The sequence below is a fragment of the Streptomyces rectiverticillatus genome, from assembly GCF_013394065.1.
Lineage (GTDB): Bacteria > Actinomycetota > Actinomycetes > Streptomycetales > Streptomycetaceae > Streptomyces > Streptomyces rectiverticillatus.
The window spans coordinates 2,266,540-2,287,577 of record NZ_CP040752.1 but is presented as its reverse complement, the minus strand read 5'-3'; the positions used below and the strand labels follow the sequence as shown (position 1 = coordinate 2,287,577).

Genomic DNA, 21,038 nt, shown 5'->3' with positions numbered 1-21,038 from the left:
GGCGGGAGCAGTCCGGCGGTGCCGACCCGGCTGTTGAAGCCGACCGGGTGTCAGCCGCTCCCCTTCCGCCGCGACGGCGAGCCGCCCCGTGGAGCGTCCCCGCGGTGCCGGGTCGGCTGTGAGCGTTCCGCCGACTCAGGAGGTTCCCGTGGCACCCGTTGAGCCCGGGCTCTTCCGGCGAGGTATCCGGTACCTCGCCGGCCGGCGGCGCGTCGTCGCGGGGCTGCTCGCGTGGTCCGTTGTGGAGGCCGGGCATACCTTCGTGCTGGGGTACGCGCTGGCCGAGGCGCTCGACGGGGGGTTTCTCGCCGGGCGGCCCCGCACCGGGCTCGCGTGGCTGGGGCTGGCCGCGGTGGCCGTGGTCGTCGGGGCGTACGGGACCGGGCGCACGTACGGCGGTGTCGCCGGTCTCGTGGAGCCCTTCCGGGACGGGCTCGTGAGGACGGTCGTCTCCCGCGCCCTGCACCGCGGCGACACCGGCACCGCTGCCGTGTCCCGGCTGACGCACCAGGTGGAGATCGCCCGTGACGCCTTCGCCGGTCTGGTCATGGTCTCGCGCTCGTTCGTCTTCACCGCGGCCGGCGCGCTGACGGGCCTGTTCCTGCTCGCGCCCCCGCTGCTGGCGGTCGTGGCGCCGCCACTCCTGCTCGGCCTCGGCCTGTTCCTGGCGACGCTGCGCCCGCTGGCCCGCCGCCAAGAGGCGTACCTCGCCGCGGACGAGGCCCTCGCCGCCGCGCTCGGCGACACCTTCGCCGGTCTGCGCGACGTCACCGCGGCGGGCGCCGAGCCCCGCGTCCGCGCGGAGACGGGCGCGCTCACCGACGCCGCGCTGCACGCTTCCCGTTCGCTCGCCCGCTGGTCCGTCGTCCGGGTCGTGGCCCTGGCCCTGGCCGGGCAGCTGCCGGTGGTGCTGCTGCTGGCCGGGGCGCCGTGGCTGCTGGACCGGGGTGTCACCACGGGCGGCCTCGTGGGCGCGCTGGCCTACCTGACGCAGTCCCTGATGCCCGCCCTGCAGAACCTCGTCCACGGCCTCGGCACGAGCGGCTCGCGCCTCGCCGTGGTGGTGCGAAGGCTGACGGCGCCGGGCCCGCCGGGCCCGCCGGTCACGGGAGTTGCGGACATCCCATCGGCTGTCCCGCCGTCCCCCTCCGCCCCCGCCCCCGCCCTCGAACTGCGCCGCCTCACCTTCGCGTACGGCGACCGCGCCGACCCCGTCGTACGGGACCTGGACCTGACGCTGCCTCGGGGCGCGCACCTCGCGGTCGTCGGCCCCAGCGGCGTGGGGAAGTCGACGCTGGCCGGGCTGGTCGCGGGTCTCCTGCGCCCGGGCGGCGGCGAGGTCACGATGGGCGGCGCCCGGGCCGGCACGGCGGCCGCTGCCGCGCAGCGCGTGCTGATCCCGCAGGAGGCGTACGTGTTCTCGGGGACGCTCGCCGACAATCTGGGTTATCTGCGCGCCGCCCCCGTCCCGGAGGAGGAGCTGCGGGCGGCCGCGGAGGCGCTCGGCATGGCGGAACTCGTCCGCCGCGTGGGCGGTTTCCAGGCCTCCCTCGCCCCGGCGGAGCTCTCGGCGGGGGAGCGGCAGCAGATCGCCCTGGCCCGGGCGTACCTGTCGCCCGCTCCCCTGGCCGTGCTGGACGAGGCGACCTGCCACCTCGACCCCGTCGCGGAGGCCCGCGCGGAGCGGGCCTTCGCGCGCCGCCCGGGCGGCACCCTCGTCGTCATCGCGCACCGGGCCGCCTCCGCCCGCCGGGCCGGCCGCATCCTGGTGATGGACGGCGCGGACACGGCCTGCGGGGAGCATCACGAGCTGCTGGAGCGGTCCCCGCTCTACCGCGACCTCATGGGCGCCACGGAACCCGCGTATCCCGCGTATCCCGCGCATCCTGCGGAACCCGCGGAACCCGCGGAACCCGCGCACCCCACCCCCTCACACCCACCCCGCCACCTGCGAGATACGGATCGCGTCGACCCGGTTCCGCGCCCCGGTCTTGCGGGTGATGGCGGCCATGTAGTTGCGCACCGTCCCGTTGGACAGGTGCAGGCTGCGGGCGATCTCCCCGACGGACGCCCCCTCCGCCGCGAGTGACAGCACGCTCAGCTCGCGTCTCGTCAGGGGGATCTCCGAGGCCTCCAGGAAGCCGAAGCCGAGCGTCTCGTCGATGTACCGCTCGCCGTTCGCCACATGCCGTATCCCTTCGACGAGCCGGTCGGGAGAAGCGTTTTTGCTCAGGTATCCCAGGGCCTTCTCCTCGTACGCCCGGCGCAGCGGCCCCGGCCGTCCCGCACTGGCCAGGGCCAGCAGGGCCACCCTGTCGTCGCGCGCGTCACCGTGCCCGGACAGCTCCCGCAGGCCGCCCGGCCCGCCGGCCTCCGGGCTGTCCATGTCCACCACGCACACGTGCGGCCGCAGCGAGTCCGACATGGCCACCGCGCGTTGCCAGGACGCGGACGAGACCTCCAGGTCCGGCTCTCTGCCGATGAGAGCCGCCAGCGCCGCTCGCAGCAGATAGGTGTCATGCACCAGAAGCACCCGGATCACGGTCCCCGCCTTCCCGCTCCCCCGCGCAGCGAGTGCTGCGCCGGACACCGACGCTCATTCATACCGGCGTGTGCCACCGCTCCGGGCGCGTATACCGGACATGGAGGGGGCGCAAGGGCGCATGAATTCCGCCACGTGCGCCCCAAGTTCACTCGAAAGCGCCCCTCGTGAATCGGGTGCCGGGGGTAGCGCGTCAGGCCTGTTGTGGGGTAGTGAGCCGAATGAGCCGGCAGACGGTCTCGATATCGATCCGCACCTGCGCGATCGAGGCGCGCCCCGAGAGCCAGGTGATGAGCGCCGAGTGCCAGGTGTGCTCGATGACGCGGACGGCCGAGAGCTGCTCGGGGGAGGGCGGCCCGGCCGGCCCCATGGCGTCCAGGATGATCGCCGTGGTGAGCCGGGAGACGGTGTCGACCTCGGAGCTCACCGAGCGGTCGGCGAAGGTGAGGGCGCGCACCATCGCATCGGCGAGGTGCGGTTCGCGCTGCATGGCGCGGAAGGCCCGCATCAGGGTCTGGGCCACGCGCGCGGCCGGATCGGCGTCCGTGGGCGGGCGCTTGCGCAGCGTCCCGTGCAGCCGCTGCAGCTGGTCCTGCATGGTGGCGACCAGCAGGTGGACCTTGGAGGGGAAGTAGCGGTAGAGCGTGCCGAGCGCGACGCCCGCCGCCTCGGCGACCTCGCGCATCTGCACGGCGTCGAAGCCGCCGCGGCTCGCGAGCTCCGCGGTGGCCTGCAGGATCCGGCGGCGGCGGGCCGCCTGACGCTCGGTCAGAGGAAGGGCGGGCCCGGCGGGGCCGGCGGGCCCGGCGGGTACGGCCCGCGCGGTCGGCGACTTGGGTTCCGTCGTCATATGTCCCATTCCGTGGCGATCCATCCAGGGTGTCCGTACGGCCCGGACGGCACAGCATGGCAGGGGCCGGGCCGTGGCGCGAATCACCCGATCCGGTCCTGGCTACCGCCTTTCCGGCCGGTAGATTCGAGGCTTCTGGACGACCCAGTCTGAAACTTGTTCTAGATTAGCGCGACCGGTTACGCTCCGGCCGGAACAGCAGCCAGAAGGAGGCCGGGGGAGTGACCGCTGAGGCCACTGAGGCAGCTCTCGCACATGCGGCGCGCGAGGCGCGCGCGGGGCAGGACGTACGGAAGGACGGCCTCCGGGACGGGGACGGCGACCGCCCCCTGCGGATCGCGCTGCTCAGCTATAAGGGGAACCCGTTCTGCGGCGGCCAGGGCGTCTACGTCCGCCACCTCTCCCGTGAACTCGCCCGCCTCGGGCACAGCGTCGAGGTCATCGGCTCCCAGCCGTACCCCGTCCTCGACGAGGGCGTGACCCTCACCGAGCTCCCGAGCCTCGACCTCTACCGCCAGCCGGACCCGTTCCGCACGCCCGGCCGCGACGAGTACCGCGACTGGATCGACGCGCTGGAGGTCTCCACCATGTGGACGGGTGGCTTCCCCGAGCCGCTCACCTTCAGCCTGCGCGCGCGGCGTCATCTCGCCGCGCAGAGCGGCCGGTTCGACGTCGTCCACGACAACCAGACCCTGGGCTACGGGCTCCTCGGCGGCCCCGCCGCGATCGGCGCGCCGCTGGTGACCACCATCCACCACCCCATCACCGTCGACCGGCAGCTCGACCTCGCCGCCGCCGCGGACTGGAAGCGGCGGGCCTCCGTGCGCCGCTGGTACGGCTTCACCCGGATGCAGAAGCGGGTCGCCCGCCGGCTGCCGTCCGTGCTCACCGTCTCCGGCTCCTCGCGCCAGGAGATCGTCGACCACCTCGGCGTCCGGGCCGAGCGGGTGCACGTCGTGCCCATCGGCGCCGACACCGACCTGTTCTCGCCCGACCCGTCCGTGCCCGAGGTGCCGGGCCGCATCGTCACCACCTCCAGCGCGGACGTGCCCCTCAAGGGCCTCATCCACCTGATCGAGGCGCTGGCCGTGGTTCGCCGCCGTCACCCCGGCGCGCACCTCGTGGTCGTCGGCAAGCGCGCCGAGGACGGGCCGATCGCCACCGCGATCCGGCGCTGCGGGCTGGAGGGCGCCGTCGAGTTCGTCAAGGGCATCACCGACGCCGAGCTCGTCGACCTCGTGCGCTCGGCGCAGGTCGCCTGCGTGCCGTCGCTGTACGAGGGCTTCTCGCTGCCGGCCGCCGAGGCCATGGCCACGGGGACGCCGCTGGCCGCCACCACCGGCGGTGCCATACCGGAGGTCGCGGGCCCCGACGGGGAGACCTGCCTGGCCGTCCCGCCGGGCGACTCCGGAGCCCTCGCCTCCGCCCTGGACCGGCTCCTCGGTGACCCCGGACTCCGCCGCCGCCTCGGCGCCGCGGGCCGCGAACGCGTCCTCTCCCGCTTCACCTGGCGCGAGGCCGCGCTCGGCACGGCCCGTCACTACCGCGAGGCGATCGCCCTCGCGGGCGGCGCCCGAAGCGCCGGACGGCACACCTGATGCCGCCCGCGGCACGCTACGCGGTACGGCAGACAGGCACGAATGCCCTGCTGCCGACGCACTCCCGCCGCAGCGGCGCTCAGCCACAGCGGTGCAGTTCGGCGGCACCGGGCCGGGCTTGTTCGGCACCGCCGGAGTCCGCCGCGGGTCTTGCGCGCCGTTGCGGCGGGGGTTTCTCCGCGTGCGGCCATGCCGCGCCACCGGCAACGGACACCCGCCGCAGCGGTGCCCGGCCACAGCGGCGCAGCCCGGCGGTGCCGGGCCGGGCTTGTTCGGCAGCGCCGGAGACCGCCGTAGGCCATGCCGCGCCACCGGCAACGAACATCCGCCGCAGCGGCGCTCAGCCAGAGCGGCGCAGTCCGGCGGTGCCGGGCCCGGCTGTTGTGGCGCCACCGGGGACCGCCGCGCGGCTCGACCGCCGTTGTGGCGGGGGGCTTTTCGAGCGTGGCTGCAGTGGCGTAGGTCAGGTCCTGCCACCGGCAGAGGTCTCCCGCCGCCGTGGCGCTCAACCCCCGCGGCGCAGCCCGGCGGTGCCCGGCCGGGAATACCTGGCCGCGCCCTTCCCCGGCGACCCCGGCCGGAGGCCCCCCGTCCCCGTAACCAACCACCCCGTCCCGCCGGCCGAAGGCAAATACCCGTGCTGACCGTCGATTTCTCCCGCTTCCCGCTCGCCGCAGGCGACCGCGTCCTCGATCTGGGCTGCGGCGCGGGCCGGCACGCCTTCGAGTGCTACCGGCGCGGAGCGCGCGTCGTCGCGCTCGACCGCAACGGCGAGGAGATACGCGAGGTCGCCAGGTGGTTCGCCGCCATGAAGGAGGCCGGTGAGGCCCCGGCCGGGGCCACCGCCACCGCCATGGAGGGCGACGCCCTGGCCCTGCCCTTCCCCGACGACAGCTTCGACGTCGTCATCATCTCCGAGGTCATGGAGCACATCCCGGACGACAAGGGCGTGCTCGCCGAGATGGTCCGCGTCCTCAAGCCGGGCGGCCGGATCGCGGTCACCGTCCCGCGCTACGGCCCGGAGAAGATCTGCTGGGCGCTCTCGGACGCCTACCACGAGGTCGAGGGCGGCCACATCCGCATCTACCGCGGCGACGAGCTCCTCGACCGGATGCGCGAGGCCGGCCTGGAGCCGTACGGCACCCACCACGCCCACGGCCTGCACAGCCCCTACTGGTGGCTCAAGTGCGCCTTCGGCGTCGACAACGACAAGGCGCTGCCCGTCCGCGCCTACCACAAGCTGCTGGTCTGGGACATCATGAAGAAGCCGCTGGCCACCCGGGTCGCCGAGCAGGCCCTCAACCCGCTCATCGGCAAGAGCTTCGTGGCGTACGCGACCAAGCCGCACCTGCCCGGGGCGCAGGCGTGACCCTCTTCAGCCGCGGCTCCGGCCGCACCGAGCGCCTCGTGCTGCCCGGCGTCCTGACCGCCGACCAGGTCACCGGCACCGTCGCGGGCATCGCCGCCGTCCAGCGCGAGGACGGCGCCATCCCCTGGTTCCGCGGCCACCACCTCGACCCGTGGGACCACGTCGAGGCCGCCATGGCCCTCGACGCCGCCGGCGAGCACGGGCGCGCCGAGGCCGCCTACCGCTGGCTGGCCCGCCACCAGAACGGCGACGGCTCCTGGTTCGCCGCCTACGCCGACGGCGCCGCCGACGAGCCCACCGACCGCTCCCGCGAGTCCAACTTCGTCGCCTACGTGGCCGTGGGTGTCTGGCACCACTACCTCGCCACGGGCGACGACGCCTTCCTCGACAGCATGTGGCCGACCGTCTATGCGGCCGTCGAGTTCGTCCTGGCGCTCCAGCAGCCCGGCGGGCAGATCGGCTGGAAGCGCGAGGACGACGGCACCCCCGTCACGGACGCGCTGCTGACCGGCTCCTCGTCCATCCACCAGGCGCTGCGCTGCGCCCTGGCCATCGCCGAGCACCGCGAGGAGCCGCAGCCGGACTGGGAGCTGGCCACGGGCCTGCTCGCGCACGCGATACGCCGCCACCCGGAGCGGTTCCTCGACAAGGGCCGCTACTCGATGGACTGGTACTACCCCGTCCTCGGCGGCGCGGTCACCGGCGTAGCCGCCAAGGAGCGCATAGAGGAGGGCTGGGACCGCTTCGTGGTGCCGGGTCTGGGCGTGCGCTGCGTGCTGCCCAACCCGTGGGTGACGGGCGGCGAGAGCTGCGAGCTCGCCCTCGCGCTGTGGGTGATGGGGGAGTCCGACCACGCCGTGCAGATCCTGCAGTGGATCCAGCACCTGCGGGCCGAGGACGGCATGTACTGGACGGGCTACGTCTACGACGACGACGCCGTCTGGCCGGAGGAGCGCACCACGTGGACGGCGGGTTCGCTGCTGCTCGCGGCGGCCGCGCTCGGGGGCGACGAGGCGACGACCGCCGTGTTCGGCGGGGAGCGGCTGCCCTCCGGGCTGGAACCGGACTGCTGCGCGTAGCGCCTCCGGCGGGGCGCGGGGCGCGGGGCACAAGGCACAGAGCCCCGAACGGGCCCGTTCCCGTGGCGGGCAGGCGTTCTGCCCGCCACGCTGGCGGCATGGCACCCCCGCCCGCCCAGGAGGCCGCCCCGTGACCCGCCGCCCCGTGACCCGCCGCCCCGTGACCCGCCGTGCCGCTGCCGCCGTCGCCCTGCCCCTCGCCTGTGGACTTCTCCTGACGGGTACGGGCTGCGGTGGCGGCGGGAAGAAGGACGCCGCGGACGCCGGCGCGAGCCCCACCGGCTCGGCCGAGCGGCAGAAGTTCGCCAAGACCCGCTTCGTCGCCAACGCCGGGCTCGCAGCGGGCGCGTCGTACCAGTGGATCATCAAGCCGTACCGGAACGGCGCCTTCAAGAAGGGGGCGGAGGGCCGCACCGTCGCCCTGGTGAAGGCGGGTCTCGCAGGCACCTTCGCCTACAACCGGTTCAAGGCGGCGATGAACAACGCCAAGGGCGACCCCGCGCTCTCGAAGGCCGTCGCCCCGCTGGGCGCGGGAATCGAGTCGCTCAAGGGCCTGACGACTAAGTTCCGCAAGGGCGAGGCCACGGACGGGGACGCGGGGGCGTTCGACGGCGTCATCAACAGCGTCAAGGACGCGGGCAAGGGCGCCGGGGCGCCGGTCACCGACAAGGTCCCCTCGTACTCGGAGGTCCAGAAGGGGTGAACCGGAATCCGAACGTCCGGGCCTGCCGGGGGAGTTGTCAGTGGGCGGACCTACAGTGAGGTCATGACGACGATGCTCAGCCACGACCGCTACTGTTCCGAGATCCTCCACCAGACCGGGTTGCTGCGGGCCGCCCTGGGCGAGGGCGCCGACGTGTCGGCCACCGTGCCCACCTGCCCGGAGTGGACGCTCGGGCAGCTCCTGCTGCACGTGGGCCAGGCCCACCGGATGGCCACCGTGCTCGTGCGCGAGCAGGTCAAGGAGTTCGTGCCGCCGTCCACCGCCGGCCAGGGCGTCCCCACGCCCGCCCCGGGCGAGCCCTCCGTGGACGATCTGCCCGCTCTCGCCGCATGGCTCGGCGAAGGCGCCGATGCGCTGGTGGCCGTCCTGCGCGAGGCCGGGCCCGACAGCCCCGTGTGGACCTTCTCCGAGGACCAGCGGTCCGTCTTCTGGGCCCGCCGGATGACGCACGAGACCCTCATGCACCGCGCAGACGCCCTGGGCGCGCTGGGCGTCGCCTTCACGGCGGAGCCCGAGATAGCGGCGGACTGCATCGACGAGTGGCTGGACATCCTCACCTTCCCGGCGGCCGTCGCGTTCAAGCCGCGCCTGGCCGAGCTGCCCGGCCCCGGCCGCACGCTCCACCTGCACGCCACCGACACCCCGGCGGAGCTCGACGCGGAGTGGTTCATCGACCTCACCGGCGAGGGCGTCTCGTGGCGACGGGCCCACGAGAAGGCCGCCGTGGCCGTGCGCGGCCCGGTGACCGACCTGCTGAGCGTCCTCTTCCGGCGCCTTCCCGCCGACACCGACCGCATCGAGGTCCTGGGCGACCGCGAGCTGCTCGACTTCTGGCTGGAGCGGGCCGTCTTCTGAGGCCCCCTCGGCTCCCGCGAGGCATGGCCTGACCGGCCGTCCCGCAGTCGGATGAGAGCATGACCGTATGACCGTTGTGCCCAGATCCTTCGTGCCCCGGCGGCTGCGGCGGGCCGTGCTGCCCGCCGCCCTCGTGCTCGTCGCGGCCTGCGGCGGTTCCGGTGACGCCGCGTCCCGCAAGGCCGGCGCCCCCGGCGCGGGGGACCCGCTCTTCCCGCGCCTGGGCAACGGCGGTTACGACGTCCGGCACTACGGCCTGACCCTCGACTACGACCCCGAGGACAACCACCTGGAGGCCACGGCCGTCATCACCGCGCGGGCCACGCAGGATCTCAGCGCGTTCAACCTCGACCTCGACGGGCTGAAGGTCCGCAGTGCCCGCGTCGACGGGCAGCCCGCGCGCACCGCGAGGAAGGGCAGCGAGCTGACGGTGACGCCCCGGGCGTCCATCGGCAGGGGCCACGAATTCGAGACGGTCGTCGTCTACGACGGCACGCCGAAGGAGATCAAGGACGAGGACGGCGACGTCGCCGAGGGCTGGGTCGAGACCGACGACGGAGCGGTCGGCCTCGGCCAGCCCACCGGCTCGATGGCCTGGTTCCCCGGCAACCACCACCCCTCCGACAAGGCCTCCTACGACTTCACGGTGACCGTCCCCAAGGGCTACACCGCCGTGGCCAACGGCGAGCTGCAGCGTCAGCAGGTCAAGGGCGACCGGACCTCCTTCACCTGGCACAACGCCGAGCCGATGGCGAGCTACGTGGCCAACGTGGCCGTCTCCCCCTTCAAGGTCACCACCACCCGCGCCGGGGATCTGCCGGTCTACATCGCCACCCACCCCAAGGAGGCCGCGGCCACGCCCCGCCTGGAGAAGCTCCTGCCCGAGGCCATCGCCTGGGCGAGCGAGCTCTTCGGGCCGTACCCCTTCTCCTCCGCCGGCGCCGTCGTCGACCACAACCCCTACATCGACTACGCCCTGGAGACCCAGACCAAGCCCTACTTCGACTCCGCCCCGGACGACGTGACCGTCGTGCACGAAGTCGCCCACCAGTGGTTCGGCAACTCCGTCAGCCCCCGCACCTGGCGCGACATGTGGCTCAACGAGAGCTTCGCCACGTACGCGGAGTGGCTGTGGGAGGAGAAGCAGGGCGGGCGCTCCGCCCAGCGGATCTTCGAGGACTACTACGCCGGGAAGGACCCGCTCAGCGAGGGCATCTGGGCCTTCCCGCCCGCCGACCCCGCCCCGGCCACCGTCTCCGACTCGCCCGTCTACGGCCGCGGCGCGATGGTGCTGCACAAGCTGCGCGGGGCCGTCGGCGACAAGACCTTCTTCGCGACCGTCCGGGCCTGGGTGAGCGAGCACCGGCACGGCAACGCCGACACCGCCGGGTTCGAGCGGTTCTGGCAGGAGCGCACCGGAAAGAACCTCGGCGGCGTGTTCGGCCCGTGGCTCCACGGACAGGGGAGGCCGGACCGGCCGTGACGGCCCTGACGACACACGTGCCCCCAGTTCACTCGGTTCAGCTCCCCGACCCACGAACCACGGGCACCTCAGTCGGTATCAGTCGCGGCAAGCACGGCCAGGCGCCGACGGCCCGGGGAAAGCGCGGCCACACCGATGTCCCAGGCCACCTGCTCGAACCACTTCGTTCCGGCACCGAAGCCGTGCCAGACGCAGCCCAGCACATGTGCTTCGACCTCAGCGGCGGTGGCACCTTCCGGACTTGCCGCCAGCGCGGCCAGGGAGCGCCAGGCCGCCAGACGGCCGTAGGCGCCGTAGCAACCCGAGTTGTACGCCCCTCCCGTCGACGCCGCAGCGAAGAGCACCCGCCATACCTGGGCCGGCGGACGGACAGCAACCGACAGGGCGGTTTTCCTTCCCGCCCCGTGCAGGCACTCCAGCCCCAGCGTCAGGAGCGCGGCCGGAACCGACTCGGCGTCCAGGGGTTCGGCGAGGTCGAACACCCGCGCCTCGATGCGCCCGTTCGACTCTTCGGCCCAGTTCGCCACGGCCCTGCCCATCGCCGTGGCCGCGGCCGGTGTTGTCGTCTCCTTCGCTGAGGGGACATGCGCGTCGGAGATCATCGCCAGTTCGCGACTCTCCGACGGCCCGTACGGCATCGAGTGACTGCTGCCACGGATGCTGTAGCTCGGCAGATCCGCACCTTCCTCCATGCTGGACAGAGCCAGGGGCAGTCGGCCCAGCGGGTGATGCCTCCAATGCGGCGACGTCGCCCAACCCGCAATCCCCGGCGTCTCTTCGACGGCCACACCCCTGAGAACCAGCTCGTGGACCAGGCAGGCCCGAAGCTCCTCCGAAGCGTGGCCGGTGAACGCCGCAGCCAGGTCCGCCGCCTCATGGCTGGAAGCCAGCAACGAGGCCGTGTAGCGATCCAGCTTCCTGCCGGCGACCTCAGCCGAGGAGACCAGTCGGAGCGCCTGGGTAACATTCTCGGGACCGGCGGTGGTGGCCAACAGCCGAAGCAGGTGGTCGAAGACACTTCTGTACTGCCATATCTGCCCCCCGGTGCCGTACGTCCTGGCGAGAGCGATGCCAAGGTCCGCTGCGAAAGCAGCGTCCCCCTGCTCGACCCGGCCGTCGGCCACCGCCCACACACCGGTGACATCCGTCAGGTCCGGCAGGCCCGTCACGATCTTCTGTATCTGATCAGCCACGGGCCTGAGCCTACGCATCCGAAAGCGACGCCGACGACGTTGAGCGCCCTGACCGCGCACCGCGCTCACCCCGGCTCTCACACCAGTTCCGCCAGCACCCGCAGTGTCTCCGGGTCCGGCGCGGTCACCAGCAGGTCCGTCACCGGCCCGGCCCGCCACAGCTCCAGCCGCTCCGCGATGCGGCCGCGCGGCCCGACGAGGGAGATCTCGTCGGCGAAGGCGTCCGGCACGGCAGCTACGGCCTCCTCCCGCCGGCCCGCGAGGAACAGCTCCCGCACCCGCTGCGCCGCCTCCTCGTACCCCATGCGGGCCATGAGGTCGGCGTGGAAGTTGCGGCGCGCGTGCCCCATGCCGCCGATGTAGAAGCCGAGCATCGCCTTCACCGGGCGCAGCCCCTCGGCGACGTCCGCGCAGACCCGGGCCCGGGCCAGCGGTGCCACCAGGAAGCCCTCGGGCGCGGTGGCGAGGGCGGCCGCGTGCAGGTCCGTCCGCAGCGGGGACCAGTACAGCGGCAGCCAGCCGTCGGCGATGCGCGCGGTCTGCGCGACGTTGCGGGGCCCCTCGGCGCCGAGCAGGACGGGCAGGTCCGGGCGCAGGGGGTGGGTGACGGAGCGCAGCGGCCTGCCGAGGCCGGTCGCGCCGGGGCCGCGGTAGGGGAGCGTGTGGTGACGGCCGTCCAGCGTCACCGGGGCCCTGCGCTGCAGCACTTGGCGGACCACGTCCACGTACTCGCGCGTCGCGGTGAGCGGGCTGTCCGGGAACGGCCGCCCGTACCAGCCCTCCACGACCTGCGGGCCGGACAGCCCCAGGCCGAGCAGCAGCCGGCCGCCGGAGAGGTGGTCGAGGGTGAGGGCGTGCATCGCCGTGGCGGCCGGGCTGCGGGCGGCCATCTGCGCGACCGCGGTGCCGAGCCGGATGCGGGTGGTGTGCGCGGCGATCCAGGTGAGCGGGGTGAAGGCGTCGGATCCCCAGGACTCGGCCGTCCACACGGAGTGGTAGCCGAGGCGCTCCGCCTCCCGGGCCAGGCCGAGGTGGCGGGGATCGGGGCCGCGTCCCCAGTAGCCGAGCGCGAGGCCGAGCCGCACGGATGCCCTCCCGGCGGGTGGAGCGAACTGACGGTGCGTCAGTTCCGGGGTCTCCGACTGTAGGCCCGCACCCGCCTACGGGCAAGACGCCCGGGACCGACCGCGCGGGCGCAAGCCCTCCGGACACGGCGACGGCCCGCCGGGAAACCCCGGCGGGCCGTCGCCCGTGCACGTGCGCGTCAGCCGCGCTGGATGCCCGTCGTGTCCTGCAGGACGCCGCGGCGGCCGTCCTGCGTCTGAGCGACGAGGGCCTCGCCCCGCTGCTCCACCGCGAGGTACCAGGTGCCGGGCGCGAGCTCGGCGATCTGCGACGGCGAACCGTCCTCGGCGTACAGCGGGCGGGGCACCGGCACCGCGAACCAGAACGGGGCGAAGTCCCCGGCCGGGGCGGCCGCGGCCTGGCCGGCGGCCGGCTGCGGCGCGGCGGCACCGCCCAGGCTCGCGTCCGGCTGGACCGGCTGCGCGCCGTAGGGCTGCGGGGCCTGGGCGCCGTACGGACCGGCGGCACCGGGCTGGGCACCGCCCGGGCCCGGGTAGCCGTAGCCCGGGTTCGGGCCGGCGCCGTACGGGGACGGGGCCTGCGGGCCCGGGGCGCTCACCAGCGGGGCCTTCAGGGCCGGGGTGCGCGGGGTGAGCAGCACCGCGGCGGCCAGGGCCGCGTTGGCGAGGAGGCCCAGGATCTGGCCGACGCCCGGGGACACGCCCTGGGCGCCACCGATGATCGTCCACAGCGAGGACCACGCGGCGAACACGGCGAACGCGGTGCCCCACTGGACGAGCTCCAGGCCCAGGAGCTTGCGCCCCTCGGGCTGGAAGCGCGCGGCGACGACGAGCGCGGCGGCGATGATTCCGGCGAGGAAGATCGACGGCAGAACGGGGAAGAGGCCGGCCTTCCAGCCGTTCGGCTCCGTGGGGCAGATCGATCCCGCGCAGTCGTACGAGTAGAAGCTCAGGAACGAGGCGATGAACAGCAACACCGCTGCTCCGATCACCACGCCGTCGCCTCGAGTGAGGGAGCGGATGTTCACCTAAAGTCCTTTGTCAGTGTGATCATTAACGTCGCTGTCGCCGGCACGCGAGCATGCGGGGGCGCGGGGGTGGCCCCCCATCGTACGGGTGAACCTATCGCCTGAACCGTCGGGGCGTCCTCTTCGTATCTGCCTCGTGACAAGCGCGGGGCCCGCGGGCGCCGCTACGGCCCGTTACCGCCCGGGGAGCCCTACCCGTCCAGGAAGTCCGTGATGCCGTCGGCGATCCCTTGCGCCGCCTTCTGCCGCCATGCACCGTCCGTCAGCAGGGCGGCGTCCTCGGGGTCGCGCATGTTGCCGCACTCGACGAACACCTTGGGGACGGTGGAGAGGTTGAGCCCGCCGAGGTCACCGCGGGTGTCCAGACCGGTACCGCCGCCGATGTAGTTGGACGCGGCGCTGCGCGTGCTGCGCACGAAGTGGCCCGCGATGCGCACCCCGAGGTCCTTCGACGGCCCGGCGATGGCGGAGGTGTCCGCGCGCCCGCCCTTGACGGAAGCGGGCAGGATCACATGGAAGCCGCGGTTGCCGACGGCCGAGCCGTCGGCGTGCACCGAGACGGCGGCGTCGGCGTGCGCGCGGTTGCCGATCGCGGCCCGCTCGTCCACGCACGGCCCGTACGGGCGCTCACCGTCGTGCGTGAACACCACCTTGGCGCCCTGCGCCCGCAGGAGCGCCCGGATCCGGTGGGCGACGTCGAGGCTGAACGTGGCCTCGGCGTAACCCGCGTCCGTGGACGTCCCCGTGGTGTCGCACTCCTTGCGGCCGGTGCCGATGTCGACGGAGCGATTGATCTCGGCGGTGTGCTCGCTGTTGCGGATGTTGTGGCCGGGGTCGACCAGGACCACTTTGCCCTTGAGCGGGCCGTCCGGCAGCGGCCCCTCGTCGGCCGCGGCGGGCGAAGCGCTCGGCGGCGCGCTCTGCGGCGCGGACGAACCTGACGCCGACGGCGACCCGGCGGACGGCGACGGCTGCCGGGGCGGGGCCTGCGAGGCGGGGGAGCGGCCGGGCGAGGCCGACGACGCGGCGGCCGCCGGGGCCTTCTCCCCGCCGTCCGCACTCGCGTCCCACAGCAGCCAGCCCGCGAAGCCGGCCGGCACCAGGGCCGCCACCGCGACGACGACGGGCCTGCGGATGCCGCCCGGGCGGCGGGTCACACGGGGAAAGCTGCCTTTGGACACCCGGCGATGCTACGCCGCCGCTCCGCCGCGCAGGGGGCCTACGCCGCAACCGGTACGCGCCGCAGCACCCGCAGCGAGCGCGTCACCGACACTTCGGTGAACTCCCCGGATTCCAGTGCCCTGCGGTACACGCGGTACGGCGCCTGCCCGCCGTCCGCCGGGTCGGGGAAGACGTCGTGGACGACCAGCAGCCCGCCCGGGGCGAGGTGCGGCACCCAGCCCTCGTAGTCCGCCGTGGCGTGCTCGTCGGTGTGCCCGCCGTCGATGAACACCAGCCCCAGCGGCGCCGCCCAGAGGGAGGCCGCCAGCGGCGACCGCCCCACGATCGCCACTACGTGCTCCTCCAGCCCCGCCTGATGCAGCGTGCGCCGGAACGCGGGCAGCGTGTCCATCCGCCCCACGGCCTCGTCGACGAGCGAGGCGTCGTGGTACTCCCAGCCCGGCTGCTGCTCCTCGCTGCCCCGGTGGTGGTCCACCGTCACGGCCGTGACCCCCGCCTCGCGCGCGGCGGCGGCCAGCAGGATCGTCGACCGGCCGCAGTACGTGCCGACTTCGAGCAGCGGCAGCGCGAGCCGCGCGGCCTCCTCGGCGGCGGCGTGGAGAGCGAGCCCCTCGTCGAGCGGCATGAACCCCTTGGCCGCCTCGAAGGCGGCGAGGATCTCGGGCTTGGGGGGCATGGTGTCGTCCTCCTGGGGTACGCGGTGGTCGGCTCATTGTCCTCACGGGTCGCCGTGCGCGGTGCGCGAGGGGTCGATACCGTGGGGAAGCATGTCCGCGGGACTCAGGGGGAAGCCACTACTGAAGCTCCTGAAAGGGGCGGAAGATGTCCTTCGCCGTATCATTGCTCGCCGCTTCCATGGCCGTCGTGTCCCCCATGAGCGGGGCCCACTGCCAAGGGGCGAGTGTGAGAGCCGTCTTCGCGGAGCCCAGGGCCGACGTGCTGCGCGCCGTGACGTTCGACAACGCCGCGGTTCCGCCGGGCGCCCGCGTCTCCGTCGTCGAGCGGACCGGCCACCGCGGCACGGCCGTCCAGCTGCGCCTGCACGGCATCCAGCCGGGCCGTACGTTCGGCGCCCACGTCCATACGAAGCCGTGCGGCACCCGGCCCGACCACTCCGGCCCGCACTACCAGCACGTCAAGGACCCGAAGCAGCCTTCGACCGACCCGAAGTACGCCAACCCGCGCAACGAGGTCTGGCTCGACTTCACCACCGACCGGCGGGGTGACGGCACGTCCTCTGCGTCGGTCGCCTGGCGCTTCCGCGCCGGCGAGGCCCGCTCCGTCGTGATCCACGAACACGCCACCGAGACGGGCCCGGGCCGGGCGGGCATGGCGGGCGCGCGGCTGGCGTGCGTCAACGTGCCCTTCGAGCAGGGTTCGAACAATAGGACGAGCCACTCGCAAGGGTGATCGTGCGCGCTGCAGGCCCCGGGCACGGCCCCCGGCGCCATAGCCTGCTGCCGCCATGAACGATTTCGTTGACGAAGCACGCTCACGCGTCGCACACCTGCTCCGGATGGCCAACACCACGGACGACCGGGTCAGGGCACGGATCATCGAGTACGCGGACACCACCCCGGAGCCGCCTGTCATGAGCCGGGCCGGGATCGTCACGACCGGATGCGCGCAGTGCCTGAGGACCGCGTGGAGGCAGCAGGACGCGGAAGGCCCCGTGTGGGTCTGCGCGTCCTGCGGCCATGTCGAAGGAGTGACCGTGAACTGCCCCCACTGCAAGGTGGCCATGACCCCGCCGCCGCTCGGCGCCCCCGACCGGTGGCAGTGCCCGCGGTGCCCGCGGGTGGCGGCCACGGGTGAGAGTGCCCAGGACATCGAGGAGCGGGAGCGGCAACGGCTTGCGGCGGTTGCCGCGCTGGAGGAGGCGATGGCCCTGCGGGCCGGCGAGTGAGCGGTGCGCTCAGTGCGGCGCGCCGCGGGGGTGCTCCGCCGGGTGCGTTCTTCGGCTGCGGGCCGTCCGTGGCTGGTCGCGCAGTTCCCCGCGCCCCTTACAGGGCGCAGCTCCCCGCGCCCTGTAAGGGGCGCGGTTGTGCCGAGCCGTCGCTGCGCCGCCTACCGCAGGTGCGCCGTGTCGTTCAGCAGCCGCAGCGACGCGTTGCCGTCCGCGTAGTACGCCACCGCCGACAGCGACGCCGCCGACAGCTCCATGCGGAACAGGGATTCCGGCGGGGCCCCGAGGGCCAGCCGGACGAGGGTCTTGACCGGCGTCACGTGGGTGACCAGCAGCACCGTGCGGCCGGCGTAGCGGGCGAGGAGCTTGTCGCGCGTGACCGCCATGCGGCGGGCGACCGCCGCGAAGCTCTCGCCGCCGCCGGTCGGGGCGGCCTTGGAGGAGGCGAGCCAGGCGTCGAGGTCGGCGGGGTGGCGCTCGCGGACCTCCCCGAACGTCAGTCCCTCCCAGGCCCCGAAGTCGGCCTCGCGCAGGCCCTCCTCGACGCGCACCTCCAGGCCCAGGCGCGCGGCCGCGGCGGCCGCGGTCTCGCGGCAGCGCCGCATGGGCGAGGAGACGATCGCCTGGATCGTGCCGCGCGCGGCGAGCGCCGCGGCCGTGTGCTCGGCCTGGCGGAGGCCGACGGGCGAGAGCTCGGGGTCGCTGCCGCCACTACCGGAGAATCGCTTCTGCGGAGTGAGGGCCGTCTCGCCGTGCCGCAGCAGCACGAAGGTGGTCGGCGCCCCGAGGTCGGCGGGGGCGGCCCAGCCGACGGGAGCGGCCTTGGGCTCTTCCAGCGGCTCCGCCACGGGCTCCGCCGGACGCGGGGCCGCGCGCACGGCCGTACGCTCCGCGAGTGCGGCCGCGGAGGCGCCCGCCTCCCACTGCCGGCCCGCCTTGCCCGCGTCCATGGCCTCGTTGGCGAGCCGGTCCGCGTGCTTGTTCCGCTCGCGCGGGATCCACTCGTACGCGACCTGCCCCGCGGGGAAGAGCGCGCGCGCCCGGGCGGCGAGCGGCCGCATGTCCGGGTGCTTGATCTTCCAGCGGCCCGACATCTGCTCCACGACGAGCTTGGAGTCCATCCGGACCAGGACCCCGGCGCCGGGGTCGAGGGCCTTCGCGGCCTCCAGGCCGGCGATGAGCCCCCGGTACTCGGCGACGTTGTTCGTGGCCGTGCCGATGTACTCGGCGGCCTCGGCGAGCGCCTCGCCGGTCGCCGCGTCCAGCACGACGGCGCCGTAGCCGGCGGGCCCCGGGTTGCCCCGGGAACCGCCGTCCGCCTCGACGATGAAGCGAGGGGCCACGGGGCTTACAGGCCGGACTCGGAGGTGCGGACCAGGATGCGGCTGCAGTTCTCGCAGCGGACGACCTGGTCCGGCGCGGCGGCGCGGACCTCGTTGAGCTCGGTGATGTCCAGCTCCAGGCGGCAGCCCTCGCAGCGGCGCTGGTTCAGGCGCGCCGCACCGATGCCGCCCTGCTTCTCCCGCAGCCGGTCGTAGAGCTTGAGCAGGTCGGCCGGGACGGAGCCGGCGACGATCTCGCGCTCCTTGGTGACCGAGGCCGCCTCGGCGTCGATCTCGGCGACGGCCGCGTCGCGGCGCGCGACGGCGTCGTTGACCTTGGCCTGGACGGACGCGACGCGGCCGGTCAGCTCGGTGACCCGCTCCTGCGCGGACTCGCGGCGCTCCATGACCTCCAGGACGACGTCCTCCAGGTCGCCCTGGCGCTTGGCGAGCGAGGCCACCTCGCGCTGCAGGTTCTCCAGGTCCTTGGCGGACATGCCGATGCCGGTGTCCAGGCGCTGCTGGTCACGGGCGGCACGCTGGCGGACCTGGTCGACGTCCTGCTCGGCCTTGGTCTGCTCGCGGGCGGTGTCGCTTTCCTCGGTCTGCGCGGCGACGAGGAGGTCGCGGTGCTGGGTGAGGTCGGCCTCGAGGGAGGCGATCTCGGCGTGCTCGGGCAGGGTCGTGCGCTTGTGGGCGAGCTGACCGAGGCGGGTGTCCAGCGCCTGGAGGTCGAGGAGGCGGATCTGGTCGGCGGGCGCGGCGTTCAGTTGGGGGCTCCTGTTAGTGGTTGTAAGCGGTGGACGCCGCGTGGGCGGTCCAGGGGTCGGTGACGATCTTCGAGACGTGGGTGCGCAGGCCCCAGCCGTGCCGGTCGGAGATCTCGTCCAGCTGGGCGGCCGCCTGCTCGGCCCAGGGCCACTCGGTGGCCCAGTGCGCCGCGTCGACCAGCGCCAGCGGGCTGTGGTGCTGGGCTTCGGACGCGGGGTGGTGGCGCAGGTCGGCGGTGACGTAGGCGTCCACGCCGGCGGCCCGCACCGCGTCGAAGAGGGAGTCGCCGGAGCCGCCGCAGACCGCGACGGTGCTGATGGTGCGCGCGGGGTCGCCGGCGACGCGGATGCCCTGGGCCGTGGCGGGCAGCCGCTTGGCGGCGTGCTCGGCGAAGGCGGCCAGATCCATGGGCGGGTCGAGCTCGCAGACGCGGCCGAGGCCGCGGCGGCCCGCGGGGTCGTCCGGGTCGGGCACGAGCGGGCCGGTGACGCGCAGGCCCAGCGCGCCGGCGAGGGCGTCGGAGACGCCGGGGTCGGCGCGGTCGGCGTTGGTGTGCGCGACGTGCAGGGCGATGTCGTTCTTGATCAGGGTGTGCACGGCCCGGCCCTTGAAGGTCGAGGCCGCGACGGTGGTCGTCCCGCGCAGGTAGAGCGGGTGGTGCGTGACCAGGAGGCCGGCACCGAGCTCCACGGCCTCCTCGACGACCTCCTGGACGGGGTCGACCGCGAACAGGACCCGGGTGACCGGGGCGCCGGGGTCGCCGCAGACCGTGCCGACGGCATCCCACTGCTCGGCCCGCTCGGGGGGCCAGAGGGCGTCGAGGGCGGCGATGACTTCAGACAGTGCGGGCACGGAGGAAAGGCTACCTGTCCGCCGTGCCCGCGCGGCCATCGCTCAGCGCATGGCCATGCCGGGGGTTCCGGGCCGGGGTGCCGGCCCGGGGTGCCCGGTTACTTCACGAGGAAGCCGCGGAGGTCGTCGAGGACGCTGTTGGCGGCCGTGACGCCCAGGCCCAGGTACCAGGTCTCGTCCTTGACGTCCTTGGCCCGGTCCTCCTTGACCGCCTTCAGGCTCTTCCACAGCGGGTTGCCCTCGGCGGCGTCGCGCTTGGTCTTGTCCGGGGCGCCGTAGACGCCGGTGAAGATCCAGTCGGCGTCGGCCTGGTCGATCTGCTCCGGGGAGATCTCCACGGCGAGCTTGTCGGCCTGCTGGTTCTTCGGGCGCGGCAGGCCGGCGTCCTTGAGGATGGTGCCGATGAACGACTGCTGGGCGTACAGGCGGGTGAACTGCGGCAGGTAGCGGACCATGCTGATGGTCGGCTTCTTGTCGCCCAGGTCCTCGCCGAGCTTCTTGGCCTTGGCCTCGTAGTCCGCGATCTGCTTCTTGGCGTCGTCAGTCTTGTCCAGGGCGGCCGCGTTGAGGAGGTAGTTCTCCTTCCACGTGAAGCCGGGGCGGATGGAGAAGACGGTCGGGGCGATCTTGGCGAGGTCCTTGTAGTTCTTCTCCGCGCGCAGCTTGCTGCCCAGGATCAGGTCGGGCTTGAGCTCGTTGATCGCCTCGAGGTCGAGGTTGTTGATGGTGCCGACGCTCTTGGGCTCGCCGACGTCCTTCTTCAGGTACTCCGGTATCTCCTGGCTGCCCTCGCTGGGGGCCCAGCCGACCGGCTGGACGCCGAGCGAGACCACGTTGTCGAGCTCGCCGACGTCGAGGACGACGACGCGCTTCGGGCGCTCCTTGAGCTCGGTCTTGCCGAGCGCGTGCGTGATGGTGCGCGGGAACTGGCCCGCCTTGGCGTCCGTGCCGAGCTTGGCGGTCTCCTCGGCGGCCTTGCCGTAGTCCTTGCCGCCCTGCGCCACGGACTTCGAGCCGTTCCCGGCGTCCTTGCCGGCATCGTTCTTGTCGTCCGACGAGCCGCAGGCAGCGAGGGTGAGCGCGGCGGCTACGGACAGGGCAACGGCTGCGGGGCCGCGGCGGCGAAGGGACATCACGTACTCCAGGGGTCGCGTCCGCCCGGCCCTTACGAGCCGGCGGGGGTGGTGGTCAAGAGCGCC

At 73.7% G+C, this 21,038-nt stretch carries 19 protein-coding genes and 1 pseudogene; 9 read left to right on the top strand and 11 right to left on the bottom strand.

The window, feature by feature from the left end; all coding sequences use genetic code 11:
• Positions 1 to 547: 547 nt before the first annotated feature.
• A pseudogene (locus tag FGW37_RS34115) lies at positions 548 to 1,588 on the top strand (ATP-binding cassette domain-containing protein); the annotation flags it as partial.
• A 342-nt stretch (positions 1,589 to 1,930) separates the two neighbouring features.
• On the opposite strand, the gene FGW37_RS33260 reads toward FGW37_RS34115, so the two are convergent.
• Positions 1,931 to 2,542 carry a response regulator transcription factor gene (locus FGW37_RS33260; protein WP_179080705.1) on the bottom strand — a complete coding sequence of 204 codons (612 nt, stop codon included), beginning with the start codon at positions 2,540 to 2,542 and terminating at the stop codon, positions 1,931 to 1,933.
• A 193-nt stretch (positions 2,543 to 2,735) separates the two neighbouring features.
• A complete protein-coding gene (locus FGW37_RS09735) occupies positions 2,736 to 3,392 on the bottom strand; it encodes a TetR family transcriptional regulator (protein WP_179080704.1) in 657 nt (218 codons plus the stop codon).
• A gap of 221 nt (positions 3,393 to 3,613) precedes the next feature.
• Here FGW37_RS09735 and FGW37_RS09730 point away from each other — a divergent pair, with 221 nt between their 5' ends.
• From FGW37_RS09730 to FGW37_RS09705, 6 genes are all read left to right on the top strand, one after another.
• Positions 3,614 to 4,990, top strand: coding sequence for a glycosyltransferase family 4 protein (locus FGW37_RS09730; protein ID WP_425506501.1), 1,377 nt, complete (start codon positions 3,614 to 3,616; stop codon positions 4,988 to 4,990).
• A 637-nt stretch (positions 4,991 to 5,627) separates the two neighbouring features.
• Positions 5,628 to 6,359 carry a class I SAM-dependent methyltransferase gene (locus FGW37_RS09725; RefSeq protein ID WP_179080703.1) on the top strand — a complete coding sequence of 244 codons (732 nt, stop codon included), beginning with the start codon at positions 5,628 to 5,630 and terminating at the stop codon, positions 6,357 to 6,359.
• Positions 6,356 to 7,438, top strand: coding sequence for a prenyltransferase/squalene oxidase repeat-containing protein (locus tag FGW37_RS09720; RefSeq protein ID WP_179080702.1), 1,083 nt, complete (start codon positions 6,356 to 6,358; stop codon positions 7,436 to 7,438). The genes FGW37_RS09725 and FGW37_RS09720 overlap by 4 nt, the downstream gene beginning before the upstream one ends.
• A 130-nt stretch (positions 7,439 to 7,568) precedes the next feature.
• Entirely contained in the window at positions 7,569 to 8,141 is a 573-nt protein-coding gene (locus tag FGW37_RS09715) for a hypothetical protein (protein WP_425506499.1), read from the top strand.
• A gap of 63 nt (positions 8,142 to 8,204) precedes the next feature.
• Positions 8,205 to 9,017 carry a maleylpyruvate isomerase family mycothiol-dependent enzyme gene (locus FGW37_RS09710; RefSeq protein ID WP_179080701.1) on the top strand — a complete coding sequence of 271 codons (813 nt, stop codon included), beginning with the start codon at positions 8,205 to 8,207 and terminating at the stop codon, positions 9,015 to 9,017.
• Positions 9,018 to 9,084: 67 nt separating this feature from the next.
• Entirely contained in the window at positions 9,085 to 10,500 is a 1,416-nt protein-coding gene (locus FGW37_RS09705; protein WP_179080700.1) for a M1 family metallopeptidase, read from the top strand.
• Between the two features lie 68 nt (positions 10,501 to 10,568).
• Here the strand turns inward: FGW37_RS09705 and FGW37_RS09700 are convergent, their stop codons facing one another.
• The 5 genes from FGW37_RS09700 to FGW37_RS09680 all read right to left on the bottom strand — a co-directional run bounded on the left by FGW37_RS09700 (position 10,569) and on the right by FGW37_RS09680 (position 15,664).
• Positions 10,569 to 11,711 carry a DUF6183 family protein gene (locus FGW37_RS09700; RefSeq protein WP_425506643.1) on the bottom strand — a complete coding sequence of 381 codons (1,143 nt, stop codon included), beginning with the start codon at positions 11,709 to 11,711 and terminating at the stop codon, positions 10,569 to 10,571.
• A 59-nt stretch (positions 11,712 to 11,770) separates the two neighbouring features.
• Entirely contained in the window at positions 11,771 to 12,778 is a 1,008-nt protein-coding gene (locus FGW37_RS09695; protein ID WP_179080698.1) for an LLM class F420-dependent oxidoreductase, read from the bottom strand.
• Positions 12,779 to 12,957: 179 nt separating this feature from the next.
• Complete coding sequence (locus tag FGW37_RS09690) at positions 12,958 to 13,806, bottom strand: hypothetical protein (RefSeq protein ID WP_179080697.1); 849 nt, start codon at positions 13,804 to 13,806, stop codon at positions 12,958 to 12,960.
• 191 nt (positions 13,807 to 13,997) lie between these two features.
• Positions 13,998 to 14,987 carry an N-acetylmuramoyl-L-alanine amidase gene (locus FGW37_RS09685; protein ID WP_246430333.1) on the bottom strand — a complete coding sequence of 330 codons (990 nt, stop codon included), beginning with the start codon at positions 14,985 to 14,987 and terminating at the stop codon, positions 13,998 to 14,000.
• Positions 14,988 to 15,025: 38 nt separating this feature from the next.
• Complete coding sequence (locus tag FGW37_RS09680) at positions 15,026 to 15,664, bottom strand: class I SAM-dependent methyltransferase (RefSeq protein WP_058044654.1); 639 nt, start codon at positions 15,662 to 15,664, stop codon at positions 15,026 to 15,028.
• A 227-nt stretch (positions 15,665 to 15,891) separates the two neighbouring features.
• On the opposite strand from FGW37_RS09680, the gene FGW37_RS09675 reads away from it, so the two are divergent.
• Both FGW37_RS09675 and FGW37_RS33255 read left to right on the top strand, forming a co-directional pair.
• The gene (locus FGW37_RS09675; protein WP_425506498.1) at positions 15,892 to 16,398 is read left to right on the top strand and encodes a superoxide dismutase family protein; all 507 of its coding nucleotides are present in this window, start codon (positions 15,892 to 15,894) and stop codon (positions 16,396 to 16,398) included.
• Between the two features lie 55 nt (positions 16,399 to 16,453).
• Positions 16,454 to 16,894 (top strand): hypothetical protein, encoded by a 441-nt coding sequence (locus FGW37_RS33255; RefSeq protein ID WP_246430332.1) that lies wholly within the window; start codon positions 16,454 to 16,456, stop codon positions 16,892 to 16,894.
• 161 nt (positions 16,895 to 17,055) lie between these two features.
• Here FGW37_RS33255 and FGW37_RS09665 read toward each other — a convergent pair whose 3' ends face one another.
• From FGW37_RS09665 to FGW37_RS09650, 4 genes are all read right to left on the bottom strand, one after another.
• Positions 17,056 to 18,237, bottom strand: coding sequence for a bifunctional RNase H/acid phosphatase (locus FGW37_RS09665; protein WP_179080696.1), 1,182 nt, complete (start codon positions 18,235 to 18,237; stop codon positions 17,056 to 17,058).
• Between the two features lie 5 nt (positions 18,238 to 18,242).
• Entirely contained in the window at positions 18,243 to 18,986 is a 744-nt protein-coding gene (locus FGW37_RS33970; RefSeq protein ID WP_179084604.1) for a zinc ribbon domain-containing protein, read from the bottom strand.
• Between the two features lie 13 nt (positions 18,987 to 18,999).
• Positions 19,000 to 19,839 (bottom strand): Nif3-like dinuclear metal center hexameric protein, encoded by an 840-nt coding sequence (locus FGW37_RS09655; RefSeq protein ID WP_179080695.1) that lies wholly within the window; start codon positions 19,837 to 19,839, stop codon positions 19,000 to 19,002.
• Between the two features lie 98 nt (positions 19,840 to 19,937).
• Positions 19,938 to 20,972, bottom strand: coding sequence for an ABC transporter substrate-binding protein (locus FGW37_RS09650; protein WP_179080694.1), 1,035 nt, complete (start codon positions 20,970 to 20,972; stop codon positions 19,938 to 19,940).
• Positions 20,973 to 21,038 lie beyond the last annotated feature (66 nt).

Excerpts from the sequence above, each read along its gene's own strand:
- FGW37_RS09710 (WP_179080701.1), top strand. The coding sequence starts at position 8,205 with ATGACGACGATGCTCAGCCACGACCGCTACTGTTCCGAGATCCTCCAC.
- FGW37_RS09680 (WP_058044654.1), bottom strand. The coding sequence starts at position 15,664 with ATGCCCCCCAAGCCCGAGATCCTCGCCGCCTTCGAGGCGGCCAAGGGG.
- FGW37_RS33255 (WP_246430332.1), top strand. The coding sequence starts at position 16,454 with ATGAACGATTTCGTTGACGAAGCACGCTCACGCGTCGCACACCTGCTC.
- FGW37_RS09705 (WP_179080700.1), top strand. The coding sequence starts at position 9,085 with ATGACCGTTGTGCCCAGATCCTTCGTGCCCCGGCGGCTGCGGCGGGCC.
- FGW37_RS09700 (WP_425506643.1), bottom strand. The coding sequence starts at position 11,711 with ATGCGTAGGCTCAGGCCCGTGGCTGATCAGATACAGAAGATCGTGACG.
- FGW37_RS09650 (WP_179080694.1), bottom strand. The coding sequence starts at position 20,972 with ATGTCCCTTCGCCGCCGCGGCCCCGCAGCCGTTGCCCTGTCCGTAGCC.
- FGW37_RS09735 (WP_179080704.1), bottom strand. The coding sequence starts at position 3,392 with ATGACGACGGAACCCAAGTCGCCGACCGCGCGGGCCGTACCCGCCGGG.